This window comes from Agromyces sp. NPDC052230 (genome assembly GCF_040679595.1).
In the GTDB taxonomy this organism is placed as follows: domain Bacteria; phylum Actinomycetota; class Actinomycetes; order Actinomycetales; family Microbacteriaceae; genus Agromyces.
Genome location: NZ_JBFAVC010000008.1, coordinates 157,022 through 180,357, shown reverse-complemented (window position 1 = coordinate 180,357; position 23,336 = coordinate 157,022). Strand labels below are relative to the sequence as shown.

Genomic DNA, 23,336 nt, shown 5'->3' with positions numbered 1-23,336 from the left:
AGGAGGACGATGGAGACTGTGGATCGCAGGTGGGTATGCCTGGCGACGTTCGGCTCGATCGGGGTCGCGTCTCTCGTGTACATCGTCGTCGTACGGGGCTTCATTGAGGCCGATGATGACCACGGTCTCGCTTGGCCGCTGCTCGGCGCGCTGCCGCTGTTCGTGTTCGGAATGTGGCTGCTCACGGTGTCGGCCTCACGAACCGCCCTGCTCATCGGGCTGGGGTCCACCGCGATGCTCGTCGGCTCGGCGTACGAGACCTTCGTGCATCAGCATCTCGACATCGTCGCGGAGGCCTGGTTCCCGCTCTTCAACACGATCGGCCTGACGGCGGATGCGGTGGCGACGTCGACGCTGCTGATCGTCTTCGCGACCTTCCCCGACGGCGTGCCGGAGCGCAGGTGGCAGCGGATCGCCGTGATCTTCCTCTGGACTCCGGTCCTCGTGGGCCCGCTCACGCTGCTCACCACGCCGCATGTGGTGATGTCGCCGTTCATCGGGATCAGCGGCGAGGGCATCCCGAACCCGTTCGCCGTGCCGTGGCTCGAATGGGCTGGCCCAGCGGTCGAGTACCTCGTCCTGCAGGCATGGGCGGCCGTCGCGCTCGGGCTCTCCGTGCTCGCCTCCCGGGCGATCTTCGGCTCCCCCGACGTGCGGGCGCGCACGCACGTCATGGCCGTGACCGTTGCCGGGGCGATGGTGGCGTTCGCGCTGTGGACGTTCCTGCCGAACACCCCGGGCATCGAGCTCCTGGTCTACGCGGCGATGATCGCGATTCCGATCGCGGCGATCCACGGCATCCTCCGGCACGGCGCGTTCGACATCGGGCCCGGAGATCGCGGCGCGCGCGTCGAACGCTCGTCGACGCTGCTCATCACCGTGATCTACGCGGCCGGCGTGGCGACCCCTGCCGTGCTGCTCGTGCCGCCGCTCGAGGCCGTTCCCGCGATCCTGCTCACCACCCTGCTCGCCGTCGTGCTGCTCCCCGTCCGCGGCTGGCTGCAGCGACGGCTCCACCGTGCGCTGTTCGGCGATCGCGACCGGCAGTTCGGCATGCTCAGCGAGCTCGGCGCGCGCCTCGAGCAGGCCGGCGAGCCACGGGACCTGCTCACCCGCCTGGCCGAGGCGGTGCGCGACGGTCTCGACGCGTCGTGGGTGCGGATCCGGCTGGTCGCGACGGACGGCTCGCTCGCCGAGTCGCCAGCGGGCGTCGTCGGCGACGTGGCCGGCGAGCCCGCGGAGTCCGTCGACCTCGTGCACGCCGACGAGACGCTCGGTCGCATCGACGTCGGCCCGCGGCGGCGTGGCGAATACAGCGACGCTGCGCGGACGCTCGTGCGCACGGTCGCCGGCCAGGCCGCGGCATCCGTCGCCAACGTTCGGCTCACCGCGCAGCTCGCCGAACAGCTCGACGAGCTGACCGCCTCACGCGAGCGGCTCGTCGCCGCTCAGGACGACGAACGCCGTCGCCTCGAGCGCGATCTGCACGACGGGGTGCAGCAGAATGTCGTCGCCCAGATCGCGGGGCTGCGGCTGGCCAGGAACCGGCTCGAGCGGGGCGAGCTGGCGCCCGAGGAGCTTGCCGAGCTGCAGGACCAGGCCCGCGAGACGCTGACCGACCTGCGCGAGCTCGCGCGCGGCATCCACCCGCCGGTGCTCAGCGACAACGGGCTCGTCGCCGCGGTCGAGTCGGGGGTCGCTCGGTTCCCCATCTCATTGGCGGTCGAGGCGGATGATGCGGTGCGAGCCGAGCGATACCCCGGGGAGGTGGAGACGACCGCGTACTACGTGGTGCGCGAGGCGCTCGCGAACACCGCGAAGCACGCGCACGCGACGCATGCGTCGGTCGCGCTGGCGCGCCGCAACGGACGCCTGCGGATCGCGATCAGCGATGACGGATGCGGGCTGGGCGACGTCGCGGCAGCGTCGGTCTCGCACGGCGGTCTGGCGAACATCCGCGACCGGGTCGCGGCGCTCCGCGGAAGTGTGCGGGTCACGTCGGATGGGCCGTCCGGCACCGGGACGACGGTGCTCGTGGAATTGCCGGTGGGCGGCGCCGCGCCATCGACGGAGGCGTCGCAGATGGGAGCACCCGTTGGCTGAGCCCGAGATGCTGCGCGTCGTGATCGCCGAGGACAACTACCTCGTGCGCGAAGGCGTGCGCCGCCTCCTCGAGGACTCCGGCGAGGTCGAGGTGGTCGCGGGCACGGGCAACGCGACCGAGCTGCTCGACGCCGTGCGCCGCCTGTCACCGCACGCGGTCCTCACCGACATCCGGATGCCGCCGGGCCACCACATGGAGGGCATCCACGCGGCCCGGGCGATCCGCACGGAGCATCCCGAGACCGGGGTCGTGGTGCTCTCGCAGCATGCCGACGAGAGCTACGCCCTCGCGCTCTTCGCCGACGGATCGGCCGGCCTCGGGTATCTCCTCAAGGACCGGATCGGCGACCTCGAAGACCTCGTGCACGCGCTCCGCGAGGTGCGGTCCGGCGGCTCGGTGATCGACCCCCAGATCGTGGACACGCTCGTGCGCCGTCGCAGCGCGTCGGGGGCGGCCAGCCCCCTCGCCACGTTGTCGCCGCGCGAGCTCGAGGTGCTGCGCCAGATGGCCGCGGGCAAGACCAACGCGGGGATCGAGCGAGCGCTGTTCCTTTCGACCTCGACTGTCGAGAAACACGTCAACGCGATCTTCACCAAGCTGCGCCTGCCCGAATCCGGCGTGCATCGGCGGGTTGCCGCGGTGCTCGCATTTCTGCAGAGTGACGGCGCCACGCCTGCGTCGTAGGCTGATCGCATCGATCATCCGCAACGGCGCGGGATGCCGCGCGAGGGGGCAGGCCAATGGACCTCACGACCGAGACCGAGACGACCGAGAACCACGTCGCCACGACCCAGATCGAGAAGATCGCGCGCGCGTTCTCGAGCCACCGTTTCGACCAGGCATTGACGCACCTCGCCGACGACGTGGTCTGGACGCTGGTCGGCGACAAGCCGCTGATCGGGCGGAAGGCGGTGAAGAAGGCCTGCGAGCGCACCGCCGCCGACCTCGCCGGAGTGACGACCGAGTTCCAGCGTTTCCGCACGGTCGTGGGTGACGAGAGCGTGGTGGTCGACAGCCTCGCCCGGTACACCGGCAGCGACGGCGAGGTCTCGATCGTCGCGTCGTGCGACGTGTACGACTTCGACGAGGAACGCATCACCGAGATCGTCTCCTACACGGTCGAACTGCCCAGCTGAACTGCCCGACTTCCAGGCGCGGTCGGCTCGAAACGGAGCCGGGTCAAGCCCCATGACGGCGCACGATGCAGCGCGTACGATCGCCGGATGTTCCTGATCTTCGGCGTCACCCCGCGCGAGCGGGTGCTCGCGAACGTGTCCTTCGTCTGCGAGTACTGCGGCACCCACGCACCCCAGCGGGTGCTCGAGAGCGCCAGCAGGTTCTCGCTGTTCTTCATCCCGCTGTTCACGGTTTCCCGGCAGTACTTCGTCATCTGCTCGAACTGCGGCGGCACCACGACGCTGACGCGGGAGCAGGCGACGCACGGCGTCGAGTGGGCGGCCCGGAATCGCCAGGTCAGCTGAGCGACTGGGCGACTCTCACGGCTCGCGGCGGCGTTCGTACCGGATGCGGGCGGCCTCATGCCCCTCGCGCAACAGCTCGATGACCGTGCCCATCGTGCGCTCACCGGGGTTCACGACCGCGACCCAGCCGAGTGGTCCGTAGACGGGATGCGGGATGATCTCGTCGACGGCAGCGAAGTCACGAGTGCGGGTGAGCTCGCTCGGTGCCTCGCCCGTGAGTCGCTCGAACGCCCGCCGGCCGACGTGGATGTTCACGCGCCAGCGGTCCGGTTCGGCCCCGGCCGGGCCCAGCCGCGAGGCGGTGTCGTCGGGGTAGTCCTTCGTGACGATGGTTCCGTACGGCTGGATGTTCTGCGGTACCTGGCCGTCGGGTGCGTAGTAGAAGAACGCGTCGCCCCACGCCACCTCGGGGACGTCGCTCCCGGGTTGCGGCGCCAGGACGAGGACACCGTCGAAGTCCTTCACGATCGAGAGAATCTGCTCCATACTCATACTTCAAGCGTCACCTTGAAGTCCTTCTGTGGGGTTGGAACATGGAACCGGCGGTCGCACTCGCAGGGAACCGGATGCTGCGCACCGCGCAGGTCTCCAGCGCATCGGGCTACTCGGTGCAGCAGGTGCGCGACCTCGAGCGGCTCGGAGTGATCCCCCCGGCGGCGCGAGGACGGAACGGATACCGCGCGTACGCACCGCTTCACGTGCGCGCGCTCGCCGCGTATCGAGGACTCGCCGCCGCGGTCGGCCCCGTCGAGGCGCGGCGCCTGCTCGCCCGCATCTGGCGCATGCGGCTCGAGGAGGCGGCCGCGGAGCTCGGGGCGGTGCACGTGCGGCTCGCCACCGAGCGTGCGCGGCTCCTGCAGGCGCAGGAGGCCTTGCGGACGATTCGGGCCGACGCAGCCGACCCAGCCGACCCCGCCGACCCCAACACCGAGGCCCACTCCGTTGCATCCGATGCCGCGATGACCATCACCGAGCTGTCGCGCGCGCTCGGCGTACGCTCCTCGACCCTCCGCTTCTGGGAGCGCGAGGGCCTGGTCGCGCCGCGGCGAGTGACCTCGTTGCAGATCCGCGTCTACGACCCGTCGGGCATCCGAACCCTCCGAATCGTCGCGGCCCTCCGCGGGGCCGGATATCGGATCCCGGCCGTTCGCGAGATCGTCGCGGCCCTCCACGACGTCGACGCCCGCGACACGACCGGCCACGTTCTCCAGCAGCGGCTCGACGCCCTCGCCCTGCGCACGGTGGCGCTGCTCGAGGCGGGCGCCGACCTGGCGCAGGTGCTGCGAAGTGTTCCGCCCGCGGTCACGTCTGCGCGCTGAGCACCGCCGCGAGCCCGTTCAACTGCAGCCGGGCGCTGCCCGCGAGGTGGGCGACGTCGTGCTCGGGCTGTTCGGTCAACTCGAAGAACGTGTACTGCTCCGTCCACTCGAGCTTCGTTCCGTTGCCGTCGGGCGTGAGCACGATGGTTCGCAACGCCGCCCAGCGCATCACTCCGTCGAGTCGAAGGGCGTAGCTCAGCACGATCCGCTCATCGGGCACGATGCTCCAGAAATGCGAGTCGTATTCGATGTGCTCGTCGGTGTCGGCCGGCGCGAATACCGCGGTCGCGACCTCGCTGCCGCCCTCCCGGAAGTCGAGCCGGTAGCTCTGCCGGGAACGGTCTCCCGGTTGACGGAACCACTTGCGCCGCAGTTCCGGTTCCGCGAAGGCGGCGAACACCTGCGACGGCGGCACGTCCAGACGCGCCGACTGGGTGAAGGATCCGCTGAGTGGCGTTGGCATGCTGCCCAGAGTAGTGAACCGCAGGAAGGTACCGGTCGCGTCGTCATATCCAGCGGATGACCTCCTCGCCCGGGAATGGAAGGGAGCGGCGTCGGTCACGTCAACCGACCGGCGGTGTGCGAACCGACTCGATCACCCGCGAGAACGAGTCGTCGCCGAAACCCGCGGCCACCCAGCGGGCGGCGAGATCGCGCATGGCACGAGCCACGCCGCCGTCGAGCCCGATCTCGTCGCTCGCGTCGACGATGTGCTGCAGCGCCGCGAGGTCCATGCTCAGCCGGTCCTCGTCGCCGGGGTATCGTTCCGCGTCGACGTCCCGGGCGAGCCCGACGAACGTTCCGCCGAGCGCCTCGAGCATCGACGTGGCCCACGGCACGAACTCGGCCGCCGTGCGGCCATTGGCCGTCAGCATCGCCGCGGCGTGCAGGAACGACGTCATGCCCGCGAAGAACACCTCGAGCATGCTCACGTCGAGCAGCGATGCCGCGCCGTGGTCGTCGCCGAGGTACTCGAGGCGTCCGAGTGCGGCGAGCGCAGGTGCCACCGCATCGAAGTCGTCGCCACCGCCGCTGAACAGCAGTAGCGACTGCTCGGTGCCGATCACCGGCGTCGGCACCATCACGGCCGACGAGAGGTAGCGGATGTCCCGCGCCGCCGCCCACTCCGCCGTGCGCCGAGCCTCGGCGGGCGTCGCCGACGACGTGTTGACGACGATGGTTCCGGTGAGGGCGGATGCCTCGACCGGCTCGAAGGCGATCCGGAACGCGTCGTGGTCGCGGAGGCTCGCAACCACGAGGTCGGCGCCATCGACCGCGGCAGCGACGGAGCGCACCTCGTCGATTCCCTCGACGTCGTCGGCGCGGCCGGGTGTGCGACTCCATACCCGCACGTCGAGGCCCGAGAAAGCGAGCGTTCGGGCCAGGGTCAGCCCCATGGGGCCCAGGCCGAGGAGCGCCACGGTCGGGCGGGTGGTCGAGGAGGCGGAGGTTGCGGTGCTGGTCTGGTCGGTCGATTCCGAGAGCGTCATACCGTCACTCTCGGGTGAACTCGTTCTACTGGCAAGTACCCACTAATTTCCGACATACTTACCAATTGGAAAGCATGACGAAGGGACATCCGGATGCCAGCGCCTGATTACCTGTGCGGAGTGGATGCCGCCATCGACGTCGTCGGCGGCAAGTGGAAGGCGCTCATCCTGTGGGCGCTCGAGCCGGGCACGCGCAGGACCGGGGAGATCCGCCGCGAGCTGCCGGGGATCACCGACAAGGTGCTCGTGCAGCAGCTGCGTGAGTTGGAGCGCGACGGAATCGTACATCGCGTGGTGCACGCCGAGGTGCCGCCCCGCGTCGAGTACTCGCTCACGCGCTCCGGGCGGGAGCTCAACACCGCCCTCGACGCGCTCGCCGCGTGGGGCGACGTGAACCGGGAGCGCATCGCCGCGACCCGCGCCCAGGGCTGAACCTTCACGCCTCTCGTCGACCCGTCACGAAATCGACCGCTGTCTCGAGAACGCCTCCATGGGTTGTGCCGAGCGTCCCCCACTGTCCCGCGCGTCGACGTCGTTCGTCCCGACTTCGTCCATGCATCGATGCGAATCGATAACGATTTCGAGCGGCCGTCGTCGCGAGCAGATGGTCGCCTCGCGGTCAACATAGGATGGCGCCACCCTACGAATCCCCCTGAGAGAGGTCCTCAATGATGAGCGCAAAGCACCTGTCCGCCGTCGCGGGCGGCTCACTCCTCCTGCTCGCACTCGCGGCATGTTCCACGACCGCCCCGGCGCCCTCGGGCGAAGCGGAGGCGGGCGGTCTCGTCGGCTCCGGCAGCGGCGCCGAATGCAGCATCGAGTCCGAGATTCCCATCGGCGCGGCATTCAGCCTCACCGGCGCCGCCGCGCAGTACGGCAGCAGCCAGAAGAACGCCCTCGAGATGGCGGTCGACGACCTCAACGAGGTCGGCGGAGTGACCTATTCGCTGACCGTCGAAGACGATGCGACCGACCCGCAGCAGGCGATCCAGGTGTTCGACGGGTTCATCAGCGACGGCGCGAGCATCATCGTCGGCCCGACGCTCTCGAACACCGCCAAGCAGACCAACCCGGTCGCACAGGAGGCCTCGGTTCCGGTGCTCGGTGTGTCCAACACCGCCGCCGGCATCACCGAGATCGGCGACTACATCTTCCGTGACTCGCTCACCGAGGACGCGGTGATTCCGCAGACGGTGGCTGCCGCCGTCGAGAAGTTCGACCTCGAGAAGGTCGTCGTGATGTACAGCAACGACGACGCGTTCACCGAGTCGGGATACCAGGCGTTCGCCGCCGCGCTCGAGGAGGAGGGCGTCGAGGTCACCGAGACGCTGACCTTCTCCAAGACCGACACGGACTTCCGAGCCCTCCTCGACAAGGCCAAGCAGTCCAGTCCCGATGCCCTCGTGGTGTCGGCACTCGTCGAGGCGGCCGTGCCGCTCGTCACCCAGGCGCGTGAGATCGGCATCGATGCACCGATCATCGGCGGCAACGGGTTCAACTCGCCCGCGCTCATCAAGGGCGCCGGAGAGGCGGCAGAAGGCGTGATCGTCGGCGCGGCGTGGAACTCCGCTTCCGAGAACGAGCAGAACGTCGCGTTCATCGAGGCGTACACCGAGCGGTTCGACGTGGCACCCGACCAGTTCGCGGCGCAGGCGTACGCGGGCATGCAGATCATCGACGAGGCCGTTCGTGCGAACTGCTCGGGCGAACGCGAGGACATCAAGGCCGGACTCGGTGAGATCACCGACGTGCCCACGGTCCTCGGCGAGGTCTCGATCAACGAGAACCGCGACGCCGAGCACGAGGCGCTCGTGCAGGTCGTCGAGGGCGACAAGTTCGCGATTCTCGACTGACGCTTCGTCACCGAGGCACGCACACGTTAGCGTGAGCCGTGCGTCGTCGACTGGTTCGGCGGCGCACGGCTCGACTTAGGGACGACATCATGCAGCTTTTCGTCGATGGGATCTTCCTCGGCTCGATCTACGCGCTGTTCGCCATCGGGTTCACCCTCGTCTTCGGCATCCTCGATCGACTCAACCTCGCCCATGCCGCCGTGTTCTCCGCCGGCGCACTCGTGGGGATCGAGGTGGTCACCCGATTCGGGCTCTCGATCTGGGTGGCCATCCCGATCGTCTTCGCGCTCGGAGCGCTGCTCGGCGTGCTCATCGAGCGGATCGCATTCCGGCCGCTCGCCGGGCGACATGACGCGCATTTCGCCGGGCTGATCTCGTCGATCGCCCTGGGGGCCATCATTCTCTCGGTGCTGCAGGCCCTCTACGGGGCCGACACGCGACGCTTCCCGGCCGAGGCCTTCCCCTCCACTCGGCTGGAGTTCCTGGGTGCCACCTTCTCGCTGCTGCAGCTCATGATCCTCGTGATCAGCGTGACACTCATGGTCGTGCTGACGTGGGTCGTCGCGAAGTCCAAGCTCGGACGCGGCATGCGCACGATCGCCGAGAACCCGCATGCGGCCGCGGTGCTCGGGCTGAACGTGGGGCGCATCAGCAGTATGACGTTCGCCATCTCGTCCGCGCTCGGTGCGGTGGCGGGTGTGCTCTTCACGCTCAACGTGAACGCCGCCAACCTCGGGATCGGGCACGCGGTCGAGCTCAAGGCGCTCGCCGTGATCATCCTCGGTGGGCTCGGTTCGCTGCCGGGTGCCCTTATCGGCGGGCTCATCCTTGGCCTTGCTGAGGTCTACGCGGTCAATACCGTGGGCAGTTCGTGGCGCGACATGGTCGCGTTCGGCCTCCTGTTCCTCGTGCTCATCATCCGGCCGCAAGGCATCTTCGGCGCTCGCAAGGTGCGTGAGGTCTAGGCATGTTCGAATACTCGTCACTGCTCACCTTCATCGCGCTGACGGCGATCCTCGCGTTCAGCTTCTACGCGGTGCTCATCGCCGGCCAGTTGAGCCTCGCGCAGGTGGGGCTCGCATCGCTCGCCGCGTTCACCGCAGCGCTCGTCGTCCCCAGCGAGCCACTGTTCGGGTTCATCCCCCCGCTCATGATCGGTGTCGTGTTCGGCATGGCGGTCGGTGGCATCGCGGCATTCGTGCTCGGTCTGCCCGTCATGCGTCTCCGTGGGGTGTTCCTCGCCATCGCCACGCTCGCATTCGGTGAGATGGTGCGGATCTTCCTCATCAACCAGTCGTGGACGAACGGAGCACAGGGACTGAGCTTCCCGAAGCTCGTCGGCATCGAGACGGCGTGGATCGCGCTCGCGCTGGTGGCGTTCTGGTTCTGGCGACTGTCGGGCTCCCGCATGGGCCGGGCGTTCGCCGCGATCCGTGAAGACGAGCTCGCGGCGACCACGATGGGCATCAACGTTCCGCGCTATCGCATGGCCTCGTTCGTCATCGCGGGCGCGGTGGCCGGACTCTACGGCGTGCTCTTCGTGCACTTCACGAGGTTCGCCGACCCGAACCGCTTCTCGTTCGAGACTGCTGTCGACGGGCTGGTCACCGCCGTCGTGGGCGGCACGACGTTCTTCGTCGGGCCCGTGCTCGGTTCGGTCTTCCTCTCCGCGCTTCCCGAGGTCCAGCGCGCCCTCGGGATCGACGCCAGCTGGATCCGGCCCGCCATCTCGGGACTCCTGCTGCTCGTCGTGATCCTGTTCCTCCCGGGCGGGCTCGCCGGACTCATCCCACGCCGGAAATCGTCTACCCGGCTGGTGAGCGACCCCGAGGCGCTTCCGCAACTCGAGCCCCTTCCCACGCGCGGCACGGAGGTCATGGCGCTCCGGGCGCTCGGCAAGTCGTACGGCGGCGTGCGGGCCGTGCGCGATGTCGACCTGACGCTCGCCACCGGTCAGATCCTCGGCCTGATCGGACCCAACGGGGCTGGGAAGACGACGCTCGTCAACATGGTCACCGGCGTGACCGCACCGACGAGCGGGACGGGAACGGTGCTGGGCATCGACCTCACCGCCAAGACCCGTGCGCACCGGCTCGCGCGGGCGGGAATCGCGCGCACCTTCCAGCAGATCAAGCTCTTCAACCGTCTCTCGGCACTCGACAACGTGCTCGTCGGCGGGTACCGCGTCAGTCGGGACACCCTGCTCAGGCGACTGGTGTTCCTTCCTTCCGCTCGCCGGTTCGAGCGGCAGGCGGCGGCCGTGGCATCCGCTCAGTTGATTCGAGTGGGCCTGGGAGACAAGGCGACCATTGCGGCCGGCGACCTCTCGTACGGCGACCAGCGCCGGTTGGAGATCGCTCGCGCGCTCGCCTCGCACCCCACGTTGCTCGTGCTCGACGAGCCGGCCGCGGGCATGAACCACGTCGAGGCCGACCGGTTGTCGGAGCTCATCCGTTCGCTGGCGGCCGACGGCGTCGCGGTGCTCATCATCGAGCACAACGTGCGGATGATGCTCGCCCTGTGCGATCGCATCACGGTGCTCAACTTCGGCGAGGTCATCGCGGCAGGCACACCCGACGAGGTCGCACGGGACCCGAAGGTGCTCGAGGCCTACCTCGGCGCGAACGACGATGCTGCGGCCGAGGCCGCTGCGGAGGAACTCGCGGAGGTGGCGGCCGAATCGGTCAAGGATGCCGACGGCGACGCGGCCGGAGCGGAGGGCGCACGATGAGCGAGCCGATCCTCAGTGTCGAAGGCCTGCACGTGAGCTACGGGCGGGTCGATGCGGTTCGAGATGTCTCGTTCGCGGTCGAACCCGGCGCCATCGTCGCCCTGATCGGCGCGAACGGCGCCGGCAAGACGTCGATCCTCAATGCCATCGCGGGGCTCGTGCGCCCGAGGAGCGGCACCGTACGGTTCAACGGCAAGGAGATCACCCGCAGGCCGGCGCATGACCTCGTCAAGTCCGGCCTCGTGCAGGTGCCCGAGGGTCGCGAGATCCTCGGCACGCTGACCGTCGACGAGAACCTCAGCCTGGGCGGGTGGCATCGCAGCCGAACGATGGCCGGCAGCATCGCCGAGGTCTACGAACGGTTCCCGATCCTCCACGAGCGCCGAAAGCTGCAGGCCGGCGCCCTCTCCGGCGGTGAGCAGCAGATGCTCGCGATCGCCCGGGCGCTCGTGGCCAAGCCCGAGGTGCTGCTGCTGGATGAGCCGTCGATGGGGCTCGCTCCGAAGATCGTCGACGAGGTGTTCACCGTCATCGCCGAGATCCGTGCCACCGGTACCACCGTCGTGCTCGTCGAGCAGAACGCCCGGCGAGCGCTGGCGGCGGCCGACGTCGGCTATGTGCTCGAGACCGGTGAGATCACCCACTCAGGGCCCGCGCAGGATCTCCTCTCCGACGAGCGGGTGATCGAGGCGTACCTCGGGCTGAGCTGAGGGCACCGCTCATTCACTCACCACGTTCGAGGAGTTGCTTCAGCGTGCTGAGGTTGGCGGCCACCGCCGCCTGCACACGGTGGGTCGCCAGTTGCGCCACGAGGTTCAACGGACCGGATGCGCGCAGGTCCATGGTGTTCGTGAGCGTGGTCGCGGCGCCCGCGGAGTCGAGGTCGTAACTCGCGCGTCCATGGAGCATCGCGAGGTCGCCATCGATCGAGAGTCGTCGGTCGCGCTCGAACTCGACCACCGCGAACTCCTCCTCGCTCGGGGTGGGAAGGGATCGACGTTGTCGGTATCGAGTGCCGACGCCGACAGGTCCGCTCGTGACCTTGCGCGTCTCGCTGATCGCGTAGTTCCAGCGGGGAATGTTCTCGAAGCGTGCCAGGTAAGCGAAGACCTCGGCCTGCGGACGGTCGATGGTCACGACGTTGGTGAACTTCATGGGCGGTCTCCTGACAGCTCGGTGCGGCGGGCAAGGGCCTGACCGGCAGGAAAGCGGCTCGCGAGCGCCCGGAGCGTGGCCAGCGTCTCGGGCACGGGCGTGCCATCGGTGAGGTCGTCGATGGTCTCGTACAACCGGGACTCGGCCTCGGCGATGCGGGCCGCCGCAGCCGTGCCGCGATCCGTCAGTGTCAGGGCGACGTGACGACGATCGTGCGGGTCCGGCTCCCTGCTGACGAGCCCGGCCCCGACCAGGCGGTCGACCAGCCGGCTCGGATTCGTGCCGGTCTCGCAGACGAGCAGCTCACCGAGGCCGACGAGCGTCAGCGGCTGTCGATCGGCCAGGACCCGGATGACCTCGGCCTGCGACGGGGTCAGGTCGAGGGGACGCAGCTCGTTCGCAAGCAGGCGATTGCCGTCGCGCTGGATGGCCAGGATGAGGTATCGGAGCTCTTCAGCGTGACGCATCGTGTTGCTATCCAATCTATGACGTGTCCCGAGATTACACGACACATATATAAGAAATCAAGCGCTTTCCGGCCGCGGCGTGCGCCGGGCTACTTCATCGGCGCCGACTGCGCGGCCAGCCAGTCCGCGAACGTGGTCGTCGACAGCTGCGCGTCGGGCCCGGGCGTCAGCTCGTCGCCGCTGAGCGTCGTGCCGAAGTACGGCGCCTCGCGATCGGCGACGACCGAACGGGTGTCACCCTTGGCCGCGAGGCCGCGGCTGATGAACTCGGCCATGGAGAGCCGCTCGGGTCCGCCGATCTCGACGATCCCGTTCGCCGGTTCGCCCTGCGCGACGCGGGCGACGGCCGCCGAGACATCCGTTGCCGCGATCGGCTGCATGAGCCCGGTCGACACGCGTGCCGTGCCGTCGACCGTGGCCTCGTCGGCGATGCGCAGCGCGAATTCGAAGAACTGGGTCGCGCGCACGATCGTGTACGGCTGACCCGAATCGGCGACGAGACGTTCCTGTGCGACCTTCGCGCGCAGGTAGCCGCTGTCGGGCAGACCGTCGCTGCCGACGACCGAGAGCGCGACGTGGTGCTTCACGCCCGCCGCTCGCTCGGCCGCGAGCAGGTTCTGCGTCGAGGTCGTGAAGAACGCGAGGACGTCGTCGTCGGCGAACGACGGCGAGTTCGACACGTCGACGACCACGTCGGCGCCCGCGAGCGCCTCGGCGACGCCCTCGCCGGTCAGCGTGTTCACGCCCGAGTTCGGCGACGCGGCGACCGCCTCGTGTCCGTGCTCGGCGAGCTCCGTCACGACCCTGGATCCGATGAGGCCGGTGCCTCCGATGACGACGATCTTCATGATCAGGTGCCTTCCGTGTGGGCTGCGGCCGTTCCGCTGCCGTCACAAGCTCTGACCGGGGGCCGGGGCCAGGTGTGACGGATGCCGCGACCCGCCTCACTCCACGGTCGGCCGGCGCCGGTTCCAGTGCGCGAGCTTGCCGGGTGCGGCGGTCAGCCAGAGCCGGTCGATCGAGTTGCCGCCGTCCGGCTCGCGGCTCGGATCCACGTCGATCACGAGCACGCCGACCACGATCCCATCGTGCCCGCGCACGGCCAGCCCGGGCCCACCGTTCACGTGCACGATCTCGAGCGAGGCATCAGGATGCGGCATCCGCAGCCCGAGCAGAGCACGCGCGACGCGCGCCCGACCGCGCAGCTCAGCGCCCGTCGGGTCGCCCGTGTCGGCGACCATCGCGACATCGGGATTCAGGAGGCTCGCCAGCGCACGCTCGTCGCGCAGTTCGAGCGCGAGGAGGAGGCGGGCGGCGAAGTCGTCACGCGGCACGGTGCGTCACGGCGCCGAGCTTGTGGGGGTTCATCATCCAGAGCACCTGGTCGATGCGCCCGGGCGACGTGACCACGGTGAGCACCGCAAAGGTCGTGCCGTCTTTCGAGAGGAGCACCGAAGGCTGGCCGTTCGTGACGGCCTCGGTGACCTCCACGCCGGTCCAGAAGTGGGTGTGGAACGACCGCACGTACTTCGCCACGATCTCGCGGCTGCGCACCGGGAACTTCGACGCGCGCACGAAGCCGCCGCCGTCGGAGTACGATACGACGTCCTCCGCGAACAGGCGCTCGAGCTCGTCGAGGTCGCCCGTCTGCGCGGCACTCACGAAGGCCGTGAGCAGGCGCCGTTGCTCCTCCTGCGACACCTCGCGCCGACGCTCGCCGGCGAGGTGCTTGCGCGCGCGGCTGACGAGCTGGCGCGCGGCGGCCTCCGAGACCTGCACGATCTCGCTGATCAGCGAGTACGGGTACGCGAACGCCTCATGCAGCACGTAGGCGGCACGCTCGGTCGGCGTGAGTCGCTCGAGCATGACCAGTACGGCGAATCCGAGGGCTTCGGCGCGCTCGGCGCCGAGCGTGGGGTCGTTGCTCGTGTCGACGGGTTCGGGTAGCCATGGGCCGACGTACGTCTCGCGGCGGGCACGCGCCGACTGCAGGGCGTTGATCGCGAGGCGGGTCGTGGTCGTGGCGAGGAATGCCGGCGGGTTCTCGACCGCCGACCGATTGGCGCCCTGCCAGCGCAGCCAGGCCTCCTGCACGATGTCCTCGGCTTCCGAAGCGCTGCCGAGCATGCGGTACGCGATGCCGAACAGCCGCGGACGCACGGCGGAGAAGGCGGCGAGGGCCTCGTCGAGGTCGGCATCCATGCGGTGATCCCAATCAGTCGGCGGACGGGGCCGAATTCGTCCCCTGCAACTGAGACCGGATGGATCGCACGGATGTGACCGCACCCGCCGACTCGTTCCGGATGGCACGGACGATACTCCGGATGCCTCGGGCGCGCGAGACCCCGGGTGGGTTCCGCGCGCCCGGGGCGTCGGCTCGGGCATCGGCCGATGCGAACTTCGGCGGGAATGGCTCACGCCGCGGCGGCGCGTGCCTCGGCCACGGAGCGCACGGCGTCGAGGATCGTCGTCGCGACCGCATCGGGCTGCGACACGGTGATGGCGTGCGAGGCGCCCTCGATCTCGGTGGTGCCGCGCGACCCCGCGCGCTCGGCCCCGGCGCGGAACACGGCGACCGGGATGTTGCGGTCCTCGCTCCCGAACACGTGCCACGACGGCCGGTCCTTCCAACCGGGCACGGATGCCGCGACGGCATCCCGCAGCGCCGCCTCGGTGACCGGGCGCTGCGTGGCGCCCATCAGGCCGGCGACCTGCACGGGCACGTCGGCCGCGAACTGCTCGCGGAACACGTCGCGACGGATCGCGAACTCGATGCCGCCGGTCGAGACCGGGTGCGCCTCGAGCGCCTCGCCGAGGGTCGATCCGGGCGCGCTCGCCGAGAGCGAGAACGCGCTGTCGCCCGGCTCGGGCGTGAACGCGGAGGCGTAGACGAGCGCGGCCACGCGGTCGTTGCCGGCGGATGCCTCGCTGATCACAAGTCCGCCGTAGGAGTGCCCGACGAGCACGACGGGCCGGTCGATGGCGGCGATCACGTCGCGCACGTAGGCGGCGTCGCCCGCGAGGCTGCGGAGCGGGTTGGCGACGGCGACCGAGGTGACGCCCTCGGCGTAGAGGCGCGCGATGACGCCGTTCCAGCTGGCGGATTCGGCGAACGCGCCGTGCACGAGCACGACGGTCGGCTTCTGGTCTGACATGGGGGTTCCCTTCTCGATGATGCCCGCCGGGTGCGGGCTCGGTGTTCGATCAGCTCTGACCGAAGGGGAACGCGACCTGTGACGGGATCCGCGGGCCTCGCGCAGCACGCCGATGGCGGGTCACAACGCTGCCGAGTGTCCGGTCATTGCTCACGACGGACTCGGTCGAGTCGTAGGATGACCGCCGAGCCTCCTGCCACCATCCGGAAGGAGCGGTGCGATGAGCACTGGAGATGGACACGGGCCGATCGAGTATCCCGATGCGGCCGGATATCCCGACGGTGCCGGTTTCCTCGACGAGGGCACCATGGCGCTCGTCGACGAGGTGACGGCTGACGCGATTCGCGAGGTCGACCGGCCATCCGCCGACGCGGAGGCCGAGATCGAGGTGCACCGCCTCGATGACCGTCACGTGTATGCCGCCACGATCGGCGGCCTCGAGGTGGCGAACGTCCGATACGAGGAGGTGGACGGGCGGGTCATCGTGCTCACGACGACCGTCGCGCCCGAGTTCAGGGGCCGGGGCATCGCCACGGATCTCATCGCCGATGCACTCGACGACATCCGTGAACGTGGCCTTCGCGTCACGGTCTACTGCCGGGTCGTTGCCGCGTTCATGAACGGGAACCCGCAGTTCTCCGATCTGATCGATCCGGAGCATCCGGGCGGCGGGTGATCCGGTCGAGCGGTGGCCTCGCTGATGCGGAATCGTCCTGTCGACCGCGCCTCACGGGAGGCGAATTCGACAGGAGACGGCCGGATGACCGCGTTCAACGTCTGCATGGCGCGTGCGCCGGGCTCCTCCCATGAGCGGGAGCATCGAAGACACGTCTGCGATGCGACGGCGGCTTAAACTGCAACTTACGGGTTGCAATATTCTCCAAGACCTGCAACTATCGAGTTGCACTGATCGAGGAGTGAAGATGACCCTGACCCGCACCACCCCCGCCGCCCCGAACGTCGTGCTGGCCGTCCTGTTCGCCGGCGCCTTCGTGATGGGCTGCGCCGAGATGCTCGTCGTCGGTCTCATCGACCTGATCGCCGTCGACCTCGCGGTCTCGGTGCCCGCCGCCGGTGCGCTCGTGACCGCCAACGCGCTGGGCCTCGCGATCGGCGGGCCGCTGCTGACGTTCCTCACGACGCGATTCGACCGGCGGCGCGTGCTGCTCGCCACGGTCATCGTCTTCGTGCTGGCCAACCTGCTGCCGGCGTTCGGAGCCGACTACGGGGTGTTCCTCGTCGCGCGTGTGCTCATCGGCGCGGTGCAGGGACTCTTCATCGCCGCCGCGATGGTCACCGCCACGTCCATCGTGCCGCCCGAGCGCGCAGGCCGGGGCATGGCCGTGATCATCACGGGATTCGCCTCGGCGAGTGCATTCGGCCTGCCCGTCGGCACCCTGCTCGGTCAGGCGGTCGGATGGCGCGGATCCTTCGTCGCGGTCGTCGCGGTCGCACTGCTCATCCTCATCGCCGCCGTACTGGTGCTCCCGCCGGTGCCGACGCCGCGCGAGAGCGGTGCCGTCGGCCAGGCCCGGTTCGCCTTCGCGCCCCGCGTCATCGCCGTGCTCGCCCTGGCGGCGCTGATCTTCGTGGCCATCCAGTCGGCGGTGACGTACCTCGTGCCGTTCCTCGACACGGTGACGGATGTCTCGGGCCCCACGGTCGGCGTGTACCTCCTCGCCTACGGGGTCGCGACCACGATCGGTTCGTTCGTCGGCGGACGCTTCGCCGACGCCAACGCCTCCCGCGCGCTCATCGTCGGGGCACTTGGGGTGACACTCTCGCTGCTCGTCGTGTTCGCCTTCGGTGGCAACCCGATCGTCGCTGCCGCCGCCGTGCTGGGCATCGGGCTCTTCGGCATGGCGACGGGCCCCTCGCTGCAGCACCGGGTCGTCAGCCTGGCGGGCCCGGGGGCACCGCTCGCGGCGTCGCTCCCGGCATCCGCCGTCAATGCCGGCATCGCCGGTGGCGCCTTCGCCGGGGGAGTGGCGATCGACCTCGGCGGCGTCCCGGTCGCGCCACTCACCGGAGCCGTCGTGGGCGTGATCGCGATCGTCGCCGCGTGGGCGACCGGTTACCTGAAGCCCGCGGCCGTCGCCGCACCAGAACCTGCCGCAATCCGTTCGTAGCAGGCATCCGCAGAAAGGAAAGATCATCGTGAGCATGACCGAAAACCAGGCATCCGTCATCGACGAGGCCGCATTCTCCGTACGTCGCACGATCCGTATCGCCGCACCCGTCGACAGGGTGTGGCGCGCCGTCACCGAACCCGAGTACATCTCGCGCTGGTTCGGGCGCGTCGTGCTCGAGGGCGCGGGCGTCGGGGCCAAGGGCACCATCACCTTCGCGGACTTCGGCACCGTTGCGCTGCAGGTCGAGGCGGTGGATGCCCCGCACATGGTGTCGTACCGATGGGGCAATGACGTGGCCAAGCCCCTGCCGGAAGCGGTCGACGACCACTCGACCGTGTTCACCTTCACCCTCGAGGAGGTGCCCGACGGCACCGAACTCACGGTCGTCGAGACCGGATTCGACCGCACCTCCGACCCGGCCGCCAACATGGCGGACCACGCCGAGGGCTGGGTCACGGAGCTCGACAAGCTCGTCGCCCTGCTGGAGGGCGACGCGTGACCACCGGAACGCTGGTCCCGGTGTTCGCTGCACTCGGAGACGAGACCCGGTGGAGCATCCTGGCTGCGCTCGGCGAGGGCGACGCGTCGGCGTCCGCCCTCGCCGGGCGCCTGCCCGTGAGTCGACAGGCGATCGCGAAGCACCTCGCCGTGCTGCAGGAGGTCGGCCTCGTCGAACCGGTACGCGTCGGCCGGGAGGTGCGCTACCGGGTCATCGGCGCGCGACTCAGCGCCACGGCCCGTCGACTCGAGACCATCGGCGCCGAGTGGGATCGCCGTCTCGCTGCGATCAAGGAGATCGCCGAAGGGCTATAGCGGATGCCGCAGCAGTACGGGTGCGTGGCACCTCGTCGAGGTCGACGTCGTAGGTGAGCAGACCGGGGTGGTCGCCGAGCTCGGCGACCACATGCCCCATCGGGTCCACCAAGAGGCTTGTCCCGATCGAGATGGGCGGGCACTGCGACACCGCGGCCACGAAGTAGAGGTTCTCGATGGCGCGGGCACGCGCGAGCACGCGCCAGTGGTCGACCTTGTGCTCACCTGGTACCCACGAGGCGCAGAGCGCGACGAGTTGTGCGCCGGATGTCGCGAGCGCCGTTCCGAGCTCTGGATGCCGCACGTCGCTGCAGGTCATCAGCCCAAGGCGAAACCCGTCGACCTCGACCACCACGGGATCGGGCCGATCGGCTGCGGAGATCCAAGCGGACTCATGGAAGCCGAAGGAATCGTAGAGGTGGATCTTCCGATAGCGCCCGACGAGTGCGCCGTCGGAGCCGAACACCGCGAGGGTGTTGTACGGGCGCACCTGATCGGGGTTCGTCTCGACCATCCCCACCACGATGGCAACGCCGTGCGTCCGGGCCAGTTCGGATACCGATCGCCCGAACGGTCCATCGACCGGTTGGGCGACGTCCGCGAAGGTGGCGTCGACGGCGCGCTTCTCGTACATGGCGTACTCGGGGAACACGACGAGCGACGACCCCGCTGCGGCGGCCTCCTCGACCGCGGCGCCGATTCGGCGCAGGTTGTGCGCCACATCGGCGTCGGAGGCGATCTGGGCGAGGCTGAGTCGCACGCGGCCCATTCTGCCGTCAGTGCGTCGGCGACGGCAGGGGTTCGTGCGACTCATCGGGCGACTCGGCGTCCTCCATCGTGAGTTCAGGCGGCAGCCGGCGGAAACCCTTCGTGACCACCGCGAGCACGATGACCCCGAGGACGAGCCAGCTCGACCCCAGCAGGATCGCGTTGATGTCGAGCTGCGTGAGCAGGTACGCGGTCACGACGGCGCCGATGACGGGCACGACGACGTACAGCACGACGTTGAGTCGGGTGCCTTCGCGGCGGCGCTTGACGTAGTACACGATCACCGCCACGTTCACCAGCGTGAAGGCCGTGAACGCGCCGAAGTTGATGAATGACGTCGAGGTGGCCACGTCGAGGAACAGTGCGATGAGCCCGACGATGCCGATGATCGCGATGTTCACGACCGGTGAGTGGAATCGCGCACTCAGGAAGCCGAAGGCGCCCCGCGGCAGGGCGCCGTCGCGACCCATCGCGTAGAGCAGTCGAGCCGCAGATGCCTGGGCCGCGAGTCCCGAGGCGAACTGCGCGATCACGAGGCCCGCGATGAAGACCGCGCCGAACACGTTGCCGCCGATCGTCAGGGCGATGTCGTACGCCGCCGACGAGGCATCCGCGAACTCGCCACCGGGGTGGACGAGCTGGGTGAAGTAGGCGACGAGGATGAAGATGGCACCACCGATCAGGGCGATGAGCATGATCGCGCGGGGCACCGTCTTCCTCGGCTCGATCGTCTCCTCGGTGAAGGTCGTGACCGCGTCGAAGCCCAGGAACGAGTAGGCCGCGATGGCTGCACCGGCCGTGATCGTGCTGAATGTCGAGGTCGGATTGGCGAACGGCGCCGAGCTGAACAGGCCGCCTACGCCGTCGTTCGTGACGACCGAGCCGATCGACAGGGCGACGAACAGGGCGATGACGAGCACCTGGAACGCCATCATGATGTAGTTCGTGCGGTCTGCGACCTTGATGCCCAGGATGTTGAGCAGGCTCGTCACGGCGATGAATCCCACGATCCACAGCCAGCCGGGCACGCCGGGGAACTGGGCCTCGAGGTAGGCGGCACCGATGAGCCAGATCACCATCGGCAGGAAGAGGTAGTCGAGCAGCACGACCCAGCCCACGAGGAATCCCGCGCGGGAGTCGATGGTGCGGCGCACGTACGTGTACGCCGAGCCGGCGACCGGGTAGGCGGCCGCCATGCGGCCGTAGCTCGACGCGGTGAAGAGCATCGCGATCAGCGCGACGACGTAGGCTGACGCGCTCGCGCCCCTGGTGACCTCGGCGACGACGCCGAAGATCCCGAGCACGATGAGCGGTGTCATGTAAGCGAGGCCGAAGAGCACCAGCGACGGCAGTCGCAGCGTGCGCGTGAGCGTGGGAGCGGGGGCGGGGGCGGGCGTGGACATGGGGGCTCCTAATCGAGCGGGTTGGCGGTGGTGGTGGGGGTCGCGCTGGACGTGTGCGGTCGCCAGCGTTCGGGGTCGATGCGACCCGCATAGAGCGGCAGCTCGACGGCGGAATCGGTGGGCAGGAAGTGCGACCACATCCGGACACTGCCGGCGGTGCCGTGCTCGCGAACGTACTGGACCCGGTCGAGGTCGAGCGTGTCGAGGAGCACGGCTGCCTGGGCGTCATCCGTCGCATCGAGCACGCTGCCCTCGGGGTCGACGACGAGGCTCATGCCACGACCGACGGGGCCGGCGCAGTTGACACTCACCGTGAAGGTCTGGTTCGCGATCGAGTTCGCCCGCGCCAGCACGACCTCCTGCTCACGGTCGGGCGTGGTGGTCTTCACGATGTTGACCACGACGTCGGCGCCCATCCAAGCCAGGTGACGCGTGACTTCTGGGAACCAGGCGTCGTAGCAGATGGAGAGCCCGATGCGCCCGACGCCGTCGAGGTCGAAGGTGACGAACCGGTCGCCGGGGTCGTACGGTTCGGACGGACGCCACGGAAAGACCTTGCGGTAGCGGGCCACGAGCTCGCCGGTCGGCGAGAACACCACGGCGGTGTTGAAGAGCTCGCCCTCCGGCCCGCGTTCGCAGATGCTCCCGGGGATCAGCCAGACGCCGGCGCTCCGGGCGATCTCGGCGAGCCGGGTCATGAGTTCGCCGTCGATCGGAACGGCGGACGCACGCAGTCGGGAGTTCCGCTCCGCATCCGGCCAGGTCTCGGAGCCGAAGAGGTGGAGCTCGGGATACACGATGAGGTCGACGTGACGTGCCACCGCGCGTACCTCGCGCTCGAAGGACGCCAGGTCGTCGCCGATCGGGAGGGGTGCGGCTTGCTGGGCGGCGATGCGGAGCGGACGAGTCACGATGACCTTTCAACGAGCGAATGGGACCAAAATAGATCAGAATGATCGAATATCGCAAGACCCGGCGTAGGGTGATCTTCGTGAGATCGCTGCAGCCGAGACGTTCGCCGAGTGCATCGGCCCCCGAGGCCGCGGCTGCACTGAGCGAGCCCGAACTTGCCGGCATCACCCGGATGTCCGCGGTCGACACGGTGCGAGCGCGCATCTCACTCGCCATCGAACTCGACCTCATGGCGCCGGGGGAGAAGCTTCCACCCGACGCCCGGATCGCCGAGGCCCTCGACGTGAGCGAGATCACGGTGCGGCGGGCACTGGAATCGATGACGGACGACGGCATCGTCCAGCGACGCCGCGGCCGCAGCGGCGGCACCTTCGTCACGGGTGTGCGGCCATCGGTTCTCGATGGTGCAGTCGAGACCTATCGAGCGGATGCCGCACTCGTGCACCGTCTCATCGACCTGCGAACGCTGCTCGAGTGCGCGCTCACCCACCATGCTGCGGTCAACGCCTCCGCCGAGGAGATCGCGCGACTGGCGCAGCACGTGGCGGACGCGGCCGCGGCGGAGAACTGGACGGAGTACCACCAGGCCGACGAGCGATTCCATCTGGGCATCGCCGAGGCCAGCGGCCTCCCGTGGGCGCTGGCGCAGTACCGCGAGGTGCTTGCGCAGCTGTACCGCTACTTCATCCCGTATCCCATCGAAGTGCTGCACTCCGCCAACGAGGATCACGCTCGCATCGTCGCCGCACTCGAGGCAGAGGATGCCATCGGTGCCGTCGAAACGGCGCGCGAGCACGTGCAGCACCTGCACTCGACGATGTTCGTCGGGCGGCTCGAGACATCCACTCCGCCCGAGGAGATCGGCTGACCTCTCGCCTAGAGTGTGGCGTCGGCGGGTCGATCGGCGCGATGCAGGTGGCGGAAGGTGAAGAACAGCGGCACCGCCCCGACGACCGCCAGGACCAGGGAGCGGAGGATGCCGGCGACCATTCGATCGTCTCTCAGGCGTTCTCGAGCTCGGCGATCACGATCTTCTTCTGCTGCATCATCACCTGGATCTGCTCGGGGCGACGCAGCAGATCGCCCATGTTGGCGGGGATGATCTGCCAGCTGACCCCGAACCGGTCCTTGCACCACCCGCATTGCTCCGACTCGGGCTGGTGTGAGAGCTTCGACCAGTACCGGTCGATCTCGTCCTGGTCGGCGCAGGACACGACGAACGAGATCGACTCGTTGAACCGGAACAGCGGACCGCCGTCGAGGCAGACGAAGTCGATGCCGTTGAGGGTGAACTGCCCGTTCAGCACCTTGCCCGACATGCCCTCGAAGTGCTCGTCGAGCGATTCATCGGGATACTCCTCGATCGAGGTGATGCGGGAGTCCGGAAAGACGTCCACGTAGTACTGCATCGCCTCACGCGCCTGGTTGTCGAACCACAGGCACGGCTGGATGAATGCGACCTCGGCCATCGGTGACCCCTCCTTGGGTTCTTCGTCGTCGCCACGCTACGCCGTCGCGTGCGGAGTATCGAGGTTCCCGCGTTCTCGGCGAGA

The 23,336-nt window shown here is 68.9% G+C and carries 28 protein-coding genes; 15 read left to right on the top strand and 13 right to left on the bottom strand.

Features of this window, described 5'->3' with window-relative positions; genetic code table 11:
• The first annotated feature begins 9 nt into the window (after positions 1-9).
• The 4 genes from AB0K73_RS17625 (at position 10) to AB0K73_RS17610 (ending at position 3,585) form a co-directional block, all read left to right on the top strand.
• Positions 10-2,103 (top strand): histidine kinase, encoded by a 2,094-nt coding sequence (locus AB0K73_RS17625; RefSeq protein WP_360516087.1) that lies wholly within the window; start codon positions 10-12, stop codon positions 2,101-2,103.
• A complete protein-coding gene (locus AB0K73_RS17620; protein WP_360516084.1) occupies positions 2,096-2,788 on the top strand; it encodes a response regulator transcription factor in 693 nt (230 codons plus the stop codon). The genes AB0K73_RS17625 and AB0K73_RS17620 overlap by 8 nt, the downstream gene beginning before the upstream one ends.
• 56 nt (positions 2,789-2,844) lie before the next feature.
• Positions 2,845-3,240, top strand: coding sequence for a nuclear transport factor 2 family protein (locus AB0K73_RS17615; protein ID WP_360516081.1), 396 nt, complete (start codon positions 2,845-2,847; stop codon positions 3,238-3,240).
• Between the two features lie 87 nt (positions 3,241-3,327).
• On the top strand, positions 3,328-3,585 hold the full coding sequence (locus tag AB0K73_RS17610; protein WP_360516078.1) for a zinc-ribbon domain-containing protein: 258 nt from the start codon (positions 3,328-3,330) through the stop codon (positions 3,583-3,585).
• A gap of 15 nt (positions 3,586-3,600) precedes the next feature.
• Here AB0K73_RS17610 and AB0K73_RS17605 read toward each other — a convergent pair whose 3' ends face one another.
• Positions 3,601-4,077 carry a DUF6194 family protein gene (locus AB0K73_RS17605; protein WP_360516075.1) on the bottom strand — a complete coding sequence of 159 codons (477 nt, stop codon included), beginning with the start codon at positions 4,075-4,077 and terminating at the stop codon, positions 3,601-3,603.
• 41 nt (positions 4,078-4,118) lie between these two features.
• On the opposite strand from AB0K73_RS17605, the gene AB0K73_RS17600 reads away from it, so the two are divergent.
• Positions 4,119-4,904, top strand: a complete 786-nt coding sequence (locus AB0K73_RS17600; RefSeq protein WP_360516072.1) for a MerR family transcriptional regulator — start codon at positions 4,119-4,121, stop codon at positions 4,902-4,904.
• On the opposite strand, the gene AB0K73_RS17595 is transcribed toward AB0K73_RS17600, so the two are convergent.
• Positions 4,888-5,367 carry an SRPBCC domain-containing protein gene (locus tag AB0K73_RS17595; RefSeq protein ID WP_360516069.1) on the bottom strand — a complete coding sequence of 160 codons (480 nt, stop codon included), beginning with the start codon at positions 5,365-5,367 and terminating at the stop codon, positions 4,888-4,890. The two genes, AB0K73_RS17600 and AB0K73_RS17595, sit on opposite strands and share 17 nt — an antisense overlap.
• 100 nt (positions 5,368-5,467) lie before the next feature.
• Positions 5,468-6,394: an NAD(P)-binding domain-containing protein gene (locus AB0K73_RS17590; RefSeq protein WP_360516066.1), complete on the bottom strand. Its 927-nt coding sequence runs from the start codon at positions 6,392-6,394 to the stop codon at positions 5,468-5,470.
• Positions 6,395-6,487: 93 nt separating this feature from the next.
• On the opposite strand from AB0K73_RS17590, the gene AB0K73_RS17585 reads away from it, so the two are divergent.
• The 5 genes from AB0K73_RS17585 (at position 6,488) to AB0K73_RS17565 (ending at position 11,688) form a co-directional block, all read left to right on the top strand.
• On the top strand, positions 6,488-6,826 hold the full coding sequence (locus AB0K73_RS17585; protein ID WP_360516063.1) for a helix-turn-helix domain-containing protein: 339 nt from the start codon (positions 6,488-6,490) through the stop codon (positions 6,824-6,826).
• Between the two features lie 236 nt (positions 6,827-7,062).
• Positions 7,063-8,247 (top strand): ABC transporter substrate-binding protein, encoded by a 1,185-nt coding sequence (locus tag AB0K73_RS17580; protein WP_360516060.1) that lies wholly within the window; start codon positions 7,063-7,065, stop codon positions 8,245-8,247.
• A gap of 89 nt (positions 8,248-8,336) precedes the next feature.
• Positions 8,337-9,212 (top strand): branched-chain amino acid ABC transporter permease, encoded by an 876-nt coding sequence (locus tag AB0K73_RS17575; protein WP_360516057.1) that lies wholly within the window; start codon positions 8,337-8,339, stop codon positions 9,210-9,212.
• A gap of 2 nt (positions 9,213-9,214) precedes the next feature.
• Positions 9,215-10,978, top strand: coding sequence for a branched-chain amino acid ABC transporter ATP-binding protein/permease (locus AB0K73_RS17570; RefSeq protein ID WP_360516055.1), 1,764 nt, complete (start codon positions 9,215-9,217; stop codon positions 10,976-10,978).
• Complete coding sequence (locus AB0K73_RS17565) at positions 10,975-11,688, top strand: ABC transporter ATP-binding protein (protein ID WP_360516052.1); 714 nt, start codon at positions 10,975-10,977, stop codon at positions 11,686-11,688. The genes AB0K73_RS17570 and AB0K73_RS17565 overlap by 4 nt, the downstream gene beginning before the upstream one ends.
• Positions 11,689-11,701: 13 nt before the next feature.
• Here the strand turns inward: AB0K73_RS17565 and AB0K73_RS17560 are convergent, their stop codons facing one another.
• The 6 genes from AB0K73_RS17560 to AB0K73_RS17535 form a co-directional block, all read right to left on the bottom strand.
• On the bottom strand, positions 11,702-12,133 hold the full coding sequence (locus tag AB0K73_RS17560; RefSeq protein ID WP_360516049.1) for an SRPBCC family protein: 432 nt from the start codon (positions 12,131-12,133) through the stop codon (positions 11,702-11,704).
• Entirely contained in the window at positions 12,130-12,600 is a 471-nt protein-coding gene (locus AB0K73_RS17555; RefSeq protein ID WP_360516046.1) for a MarR family transcriptional regulator, read from the bottom strand. Before AB0K73_RS17555 ends, AB0K73_RS17560 begins: the two co-directional genes overlap by 4 nt.
• 89 nt (positions 12,601-12,689) lie before the next feature.
• On the bottom strand, positions 12,690-13,448 hold the full coding sequence (locus AB0K73_RS17550; RefSeq protein WP_360516043.1) for an SDR family oxidoreductase: 759 nt from the start codon (positions 13,446-13,448) through the stop codon (positions 12,690-12,692).
• 96 nt (positions 13,449-13,544) lie between these two features.
• Positions 13,545-13,934 carry a hypothetical protein gene (locus tag AB0K73_RS17545; RefSeq protein ID WP_360516040.1) on the bottom strand — a complete coding sequence of 130 codons (390 nt, stop codon included), beginning with the start codon at positions 13,932-13,934 and terminating at the stop codon, positions 13,545-13,547.
• Positions 13,924-14,802: an RNA polymerase sigma-70 factor gene (locus AB0K73_RS17540; RefSeq protein ID WP_360516038.1), complete on the bottom strand. Its 879-nt coding sequence runs from the start codon at positions 14,800-14,802 to the stop codon at positions 13,924-13,926. The genes AB0K73_RS17545 and AB0K73_RS17540 overlap by 11 nt, the downstream gene beginning before the upstream one ends.
• A gap of 212 nt (positions 14,803-15,014) precedes the next feature.
• Complete coding sequence (locus tag AB0K73_RS17535) at positions 15,015-15,755, bottom strand: alpha/beta hydrolase (protein ID WP_360516035.1); 741 nt, start codon at positions 15,753-15,755, stop codon at positions 15,015-15,017.
• 220 nt (positions 15,756-15,975) lie between these two features.
• On the opposite strand from AB0K73_RS17535, the gene AB0K73_RS17530 reads away from it, so the two are divergent.
• The 4 genes from AB0K73_RS17530 to AB0K73_RS17515 all read left to right on the top strand — a co-directional run bounded on the left by AB0K73_RS17530 (position 15,976) and on the right by AB0K73_RS17515 (position 18,700).
• Entirely contained in the window at positions 15,976-16,431 is a 456-nt protein-coding gene (locus AB0K73_RS17530) for a GNAT family N-acetyltransferase (protein ID WP_360516032.1), read from the top strand.
• 247 nt (positions 16,432-16,678) lie between these two features.
• On the top strand, positions 16,679-17,884 hold the full coding sequence (locus AB0K73_RS17525; RefSeq protein ID WP_360516029.1) for an MFS transporter: 1,206 nt from the start codon (positions 16,679-16,681) through the stop codon (positions 17,882-17,884).
• 34 nt (positions 17,885-17,918) lie between these two features.
• Positions 17,919-18,386 (top strand): SRPBCC domain-containing protein, encoded by a 468-nt coding sequence (locus tag AB0K73_RS17520; protein ID WP_360516417.1) that lies wholly within the window; start codon positions 17,919-17,921, stop codon positions 18,384-18,386.
• On the top strand, positions 18,383-18,700 hold the full coding sequence (locus tag AB0K73_RS17515) for a metalloregulator ArsR/SmtB family transcription factor (RefSeq protein WP_360516026.1): 318 nt from the start codon (positions 18,383-18,385) through the stop codon (positions 18,698-18,700). Before AB0K73_RS17520 ends, AB0K73_RS17515 begins: the two co-directional genes overlap by 4 nt.
• On the opposite strand, the gene AB0K73_RS17510 is transcribed toward AB0K73_RS17515, so the two are convergent.
• Genes AB0K73_RS17510 through AB0K73_RS17500 form a run of 3 tightly spaced genes read right to left on the bottom strand, consistent with a single transcriptional unit; the run spans position 18,675 to position 21,782 of the window.
• On the bottom strand, positions 18,675-19,460 hold the full coding sequence (locus AB0K73_RS17510) for a carbon-nitrogen hydrolase family protein (protein ID WP_360516023.1): 786 nt from the start codon (positions 19,458-19,460) through the stop codon (positions 18,675-18,677). The genes AB0K73_RS17515 and AB0K73_RS17510 overlap by 26 nt on opposite strands.
• Positions 19,461-19,476: 16 nt before the next feature.
• Positions 19,477-20,871 carry an APC family permease gene (locus AB0K73_RS17505; protein WP_360516020.1) on the bottom strand — a complete coding sequence of 465 codons (1,395 nt, stop codon included), beginning with the start codon at positions 20,869-20,871 and terminating at the stop codon, positions 19,477-19,479.
• Between the two features lie 8 nt (positions 20,872-20,879).
• Positions 20,880-21,782 carry a carbon-nitrogen hydrolase family protein gene (locus AB0K73_RS17500; protein WP_360516017.1) on the bottom strand — a complete coding sequence of 301 codons (903 nt, stop codon included), beginning with the start codon at positions 21,780-21,782 and terminating at the stop codon, positions 20,880-20,882.
• A gap of 80 nt (positions 21,783-21,862) precedes the next feature.
• Between AB0K73_RS17500 and AB0K73_RS17495 the strand changes: the two genes are divergently transcribed.
• Positions 21,863-22,651: an FCD domain-containing protein gene (locus AB0K73_RS17495; RefSeq protein WP_360516014.1), complete on the top strand. Its 789-nt coding sequence runs from the start codon at positions 21,863-21,865 to the stop codon at positions 22,649-22,651.
• A 133-nt stretch (positions 22,652-22,784) separates the two neighbouring features.
• On the opposite strand, the gene AB0K73_RS17490 is transcribed toward AB0K73_RS17495, so the two are convergent.
• Positions 22,785-23,252: a VOC family protein gene (locus AB0K73_RS17490; RefSeq protein ID WP_360516011.1), complete on the bottom strand. Its 468-nt coding sequence runs from the start codon at positions 23,250-23,252 to the stop codon at positions 22,785-22,787.
• Positions 23,253-23,336: the final 84 nt, after the last annotated feature.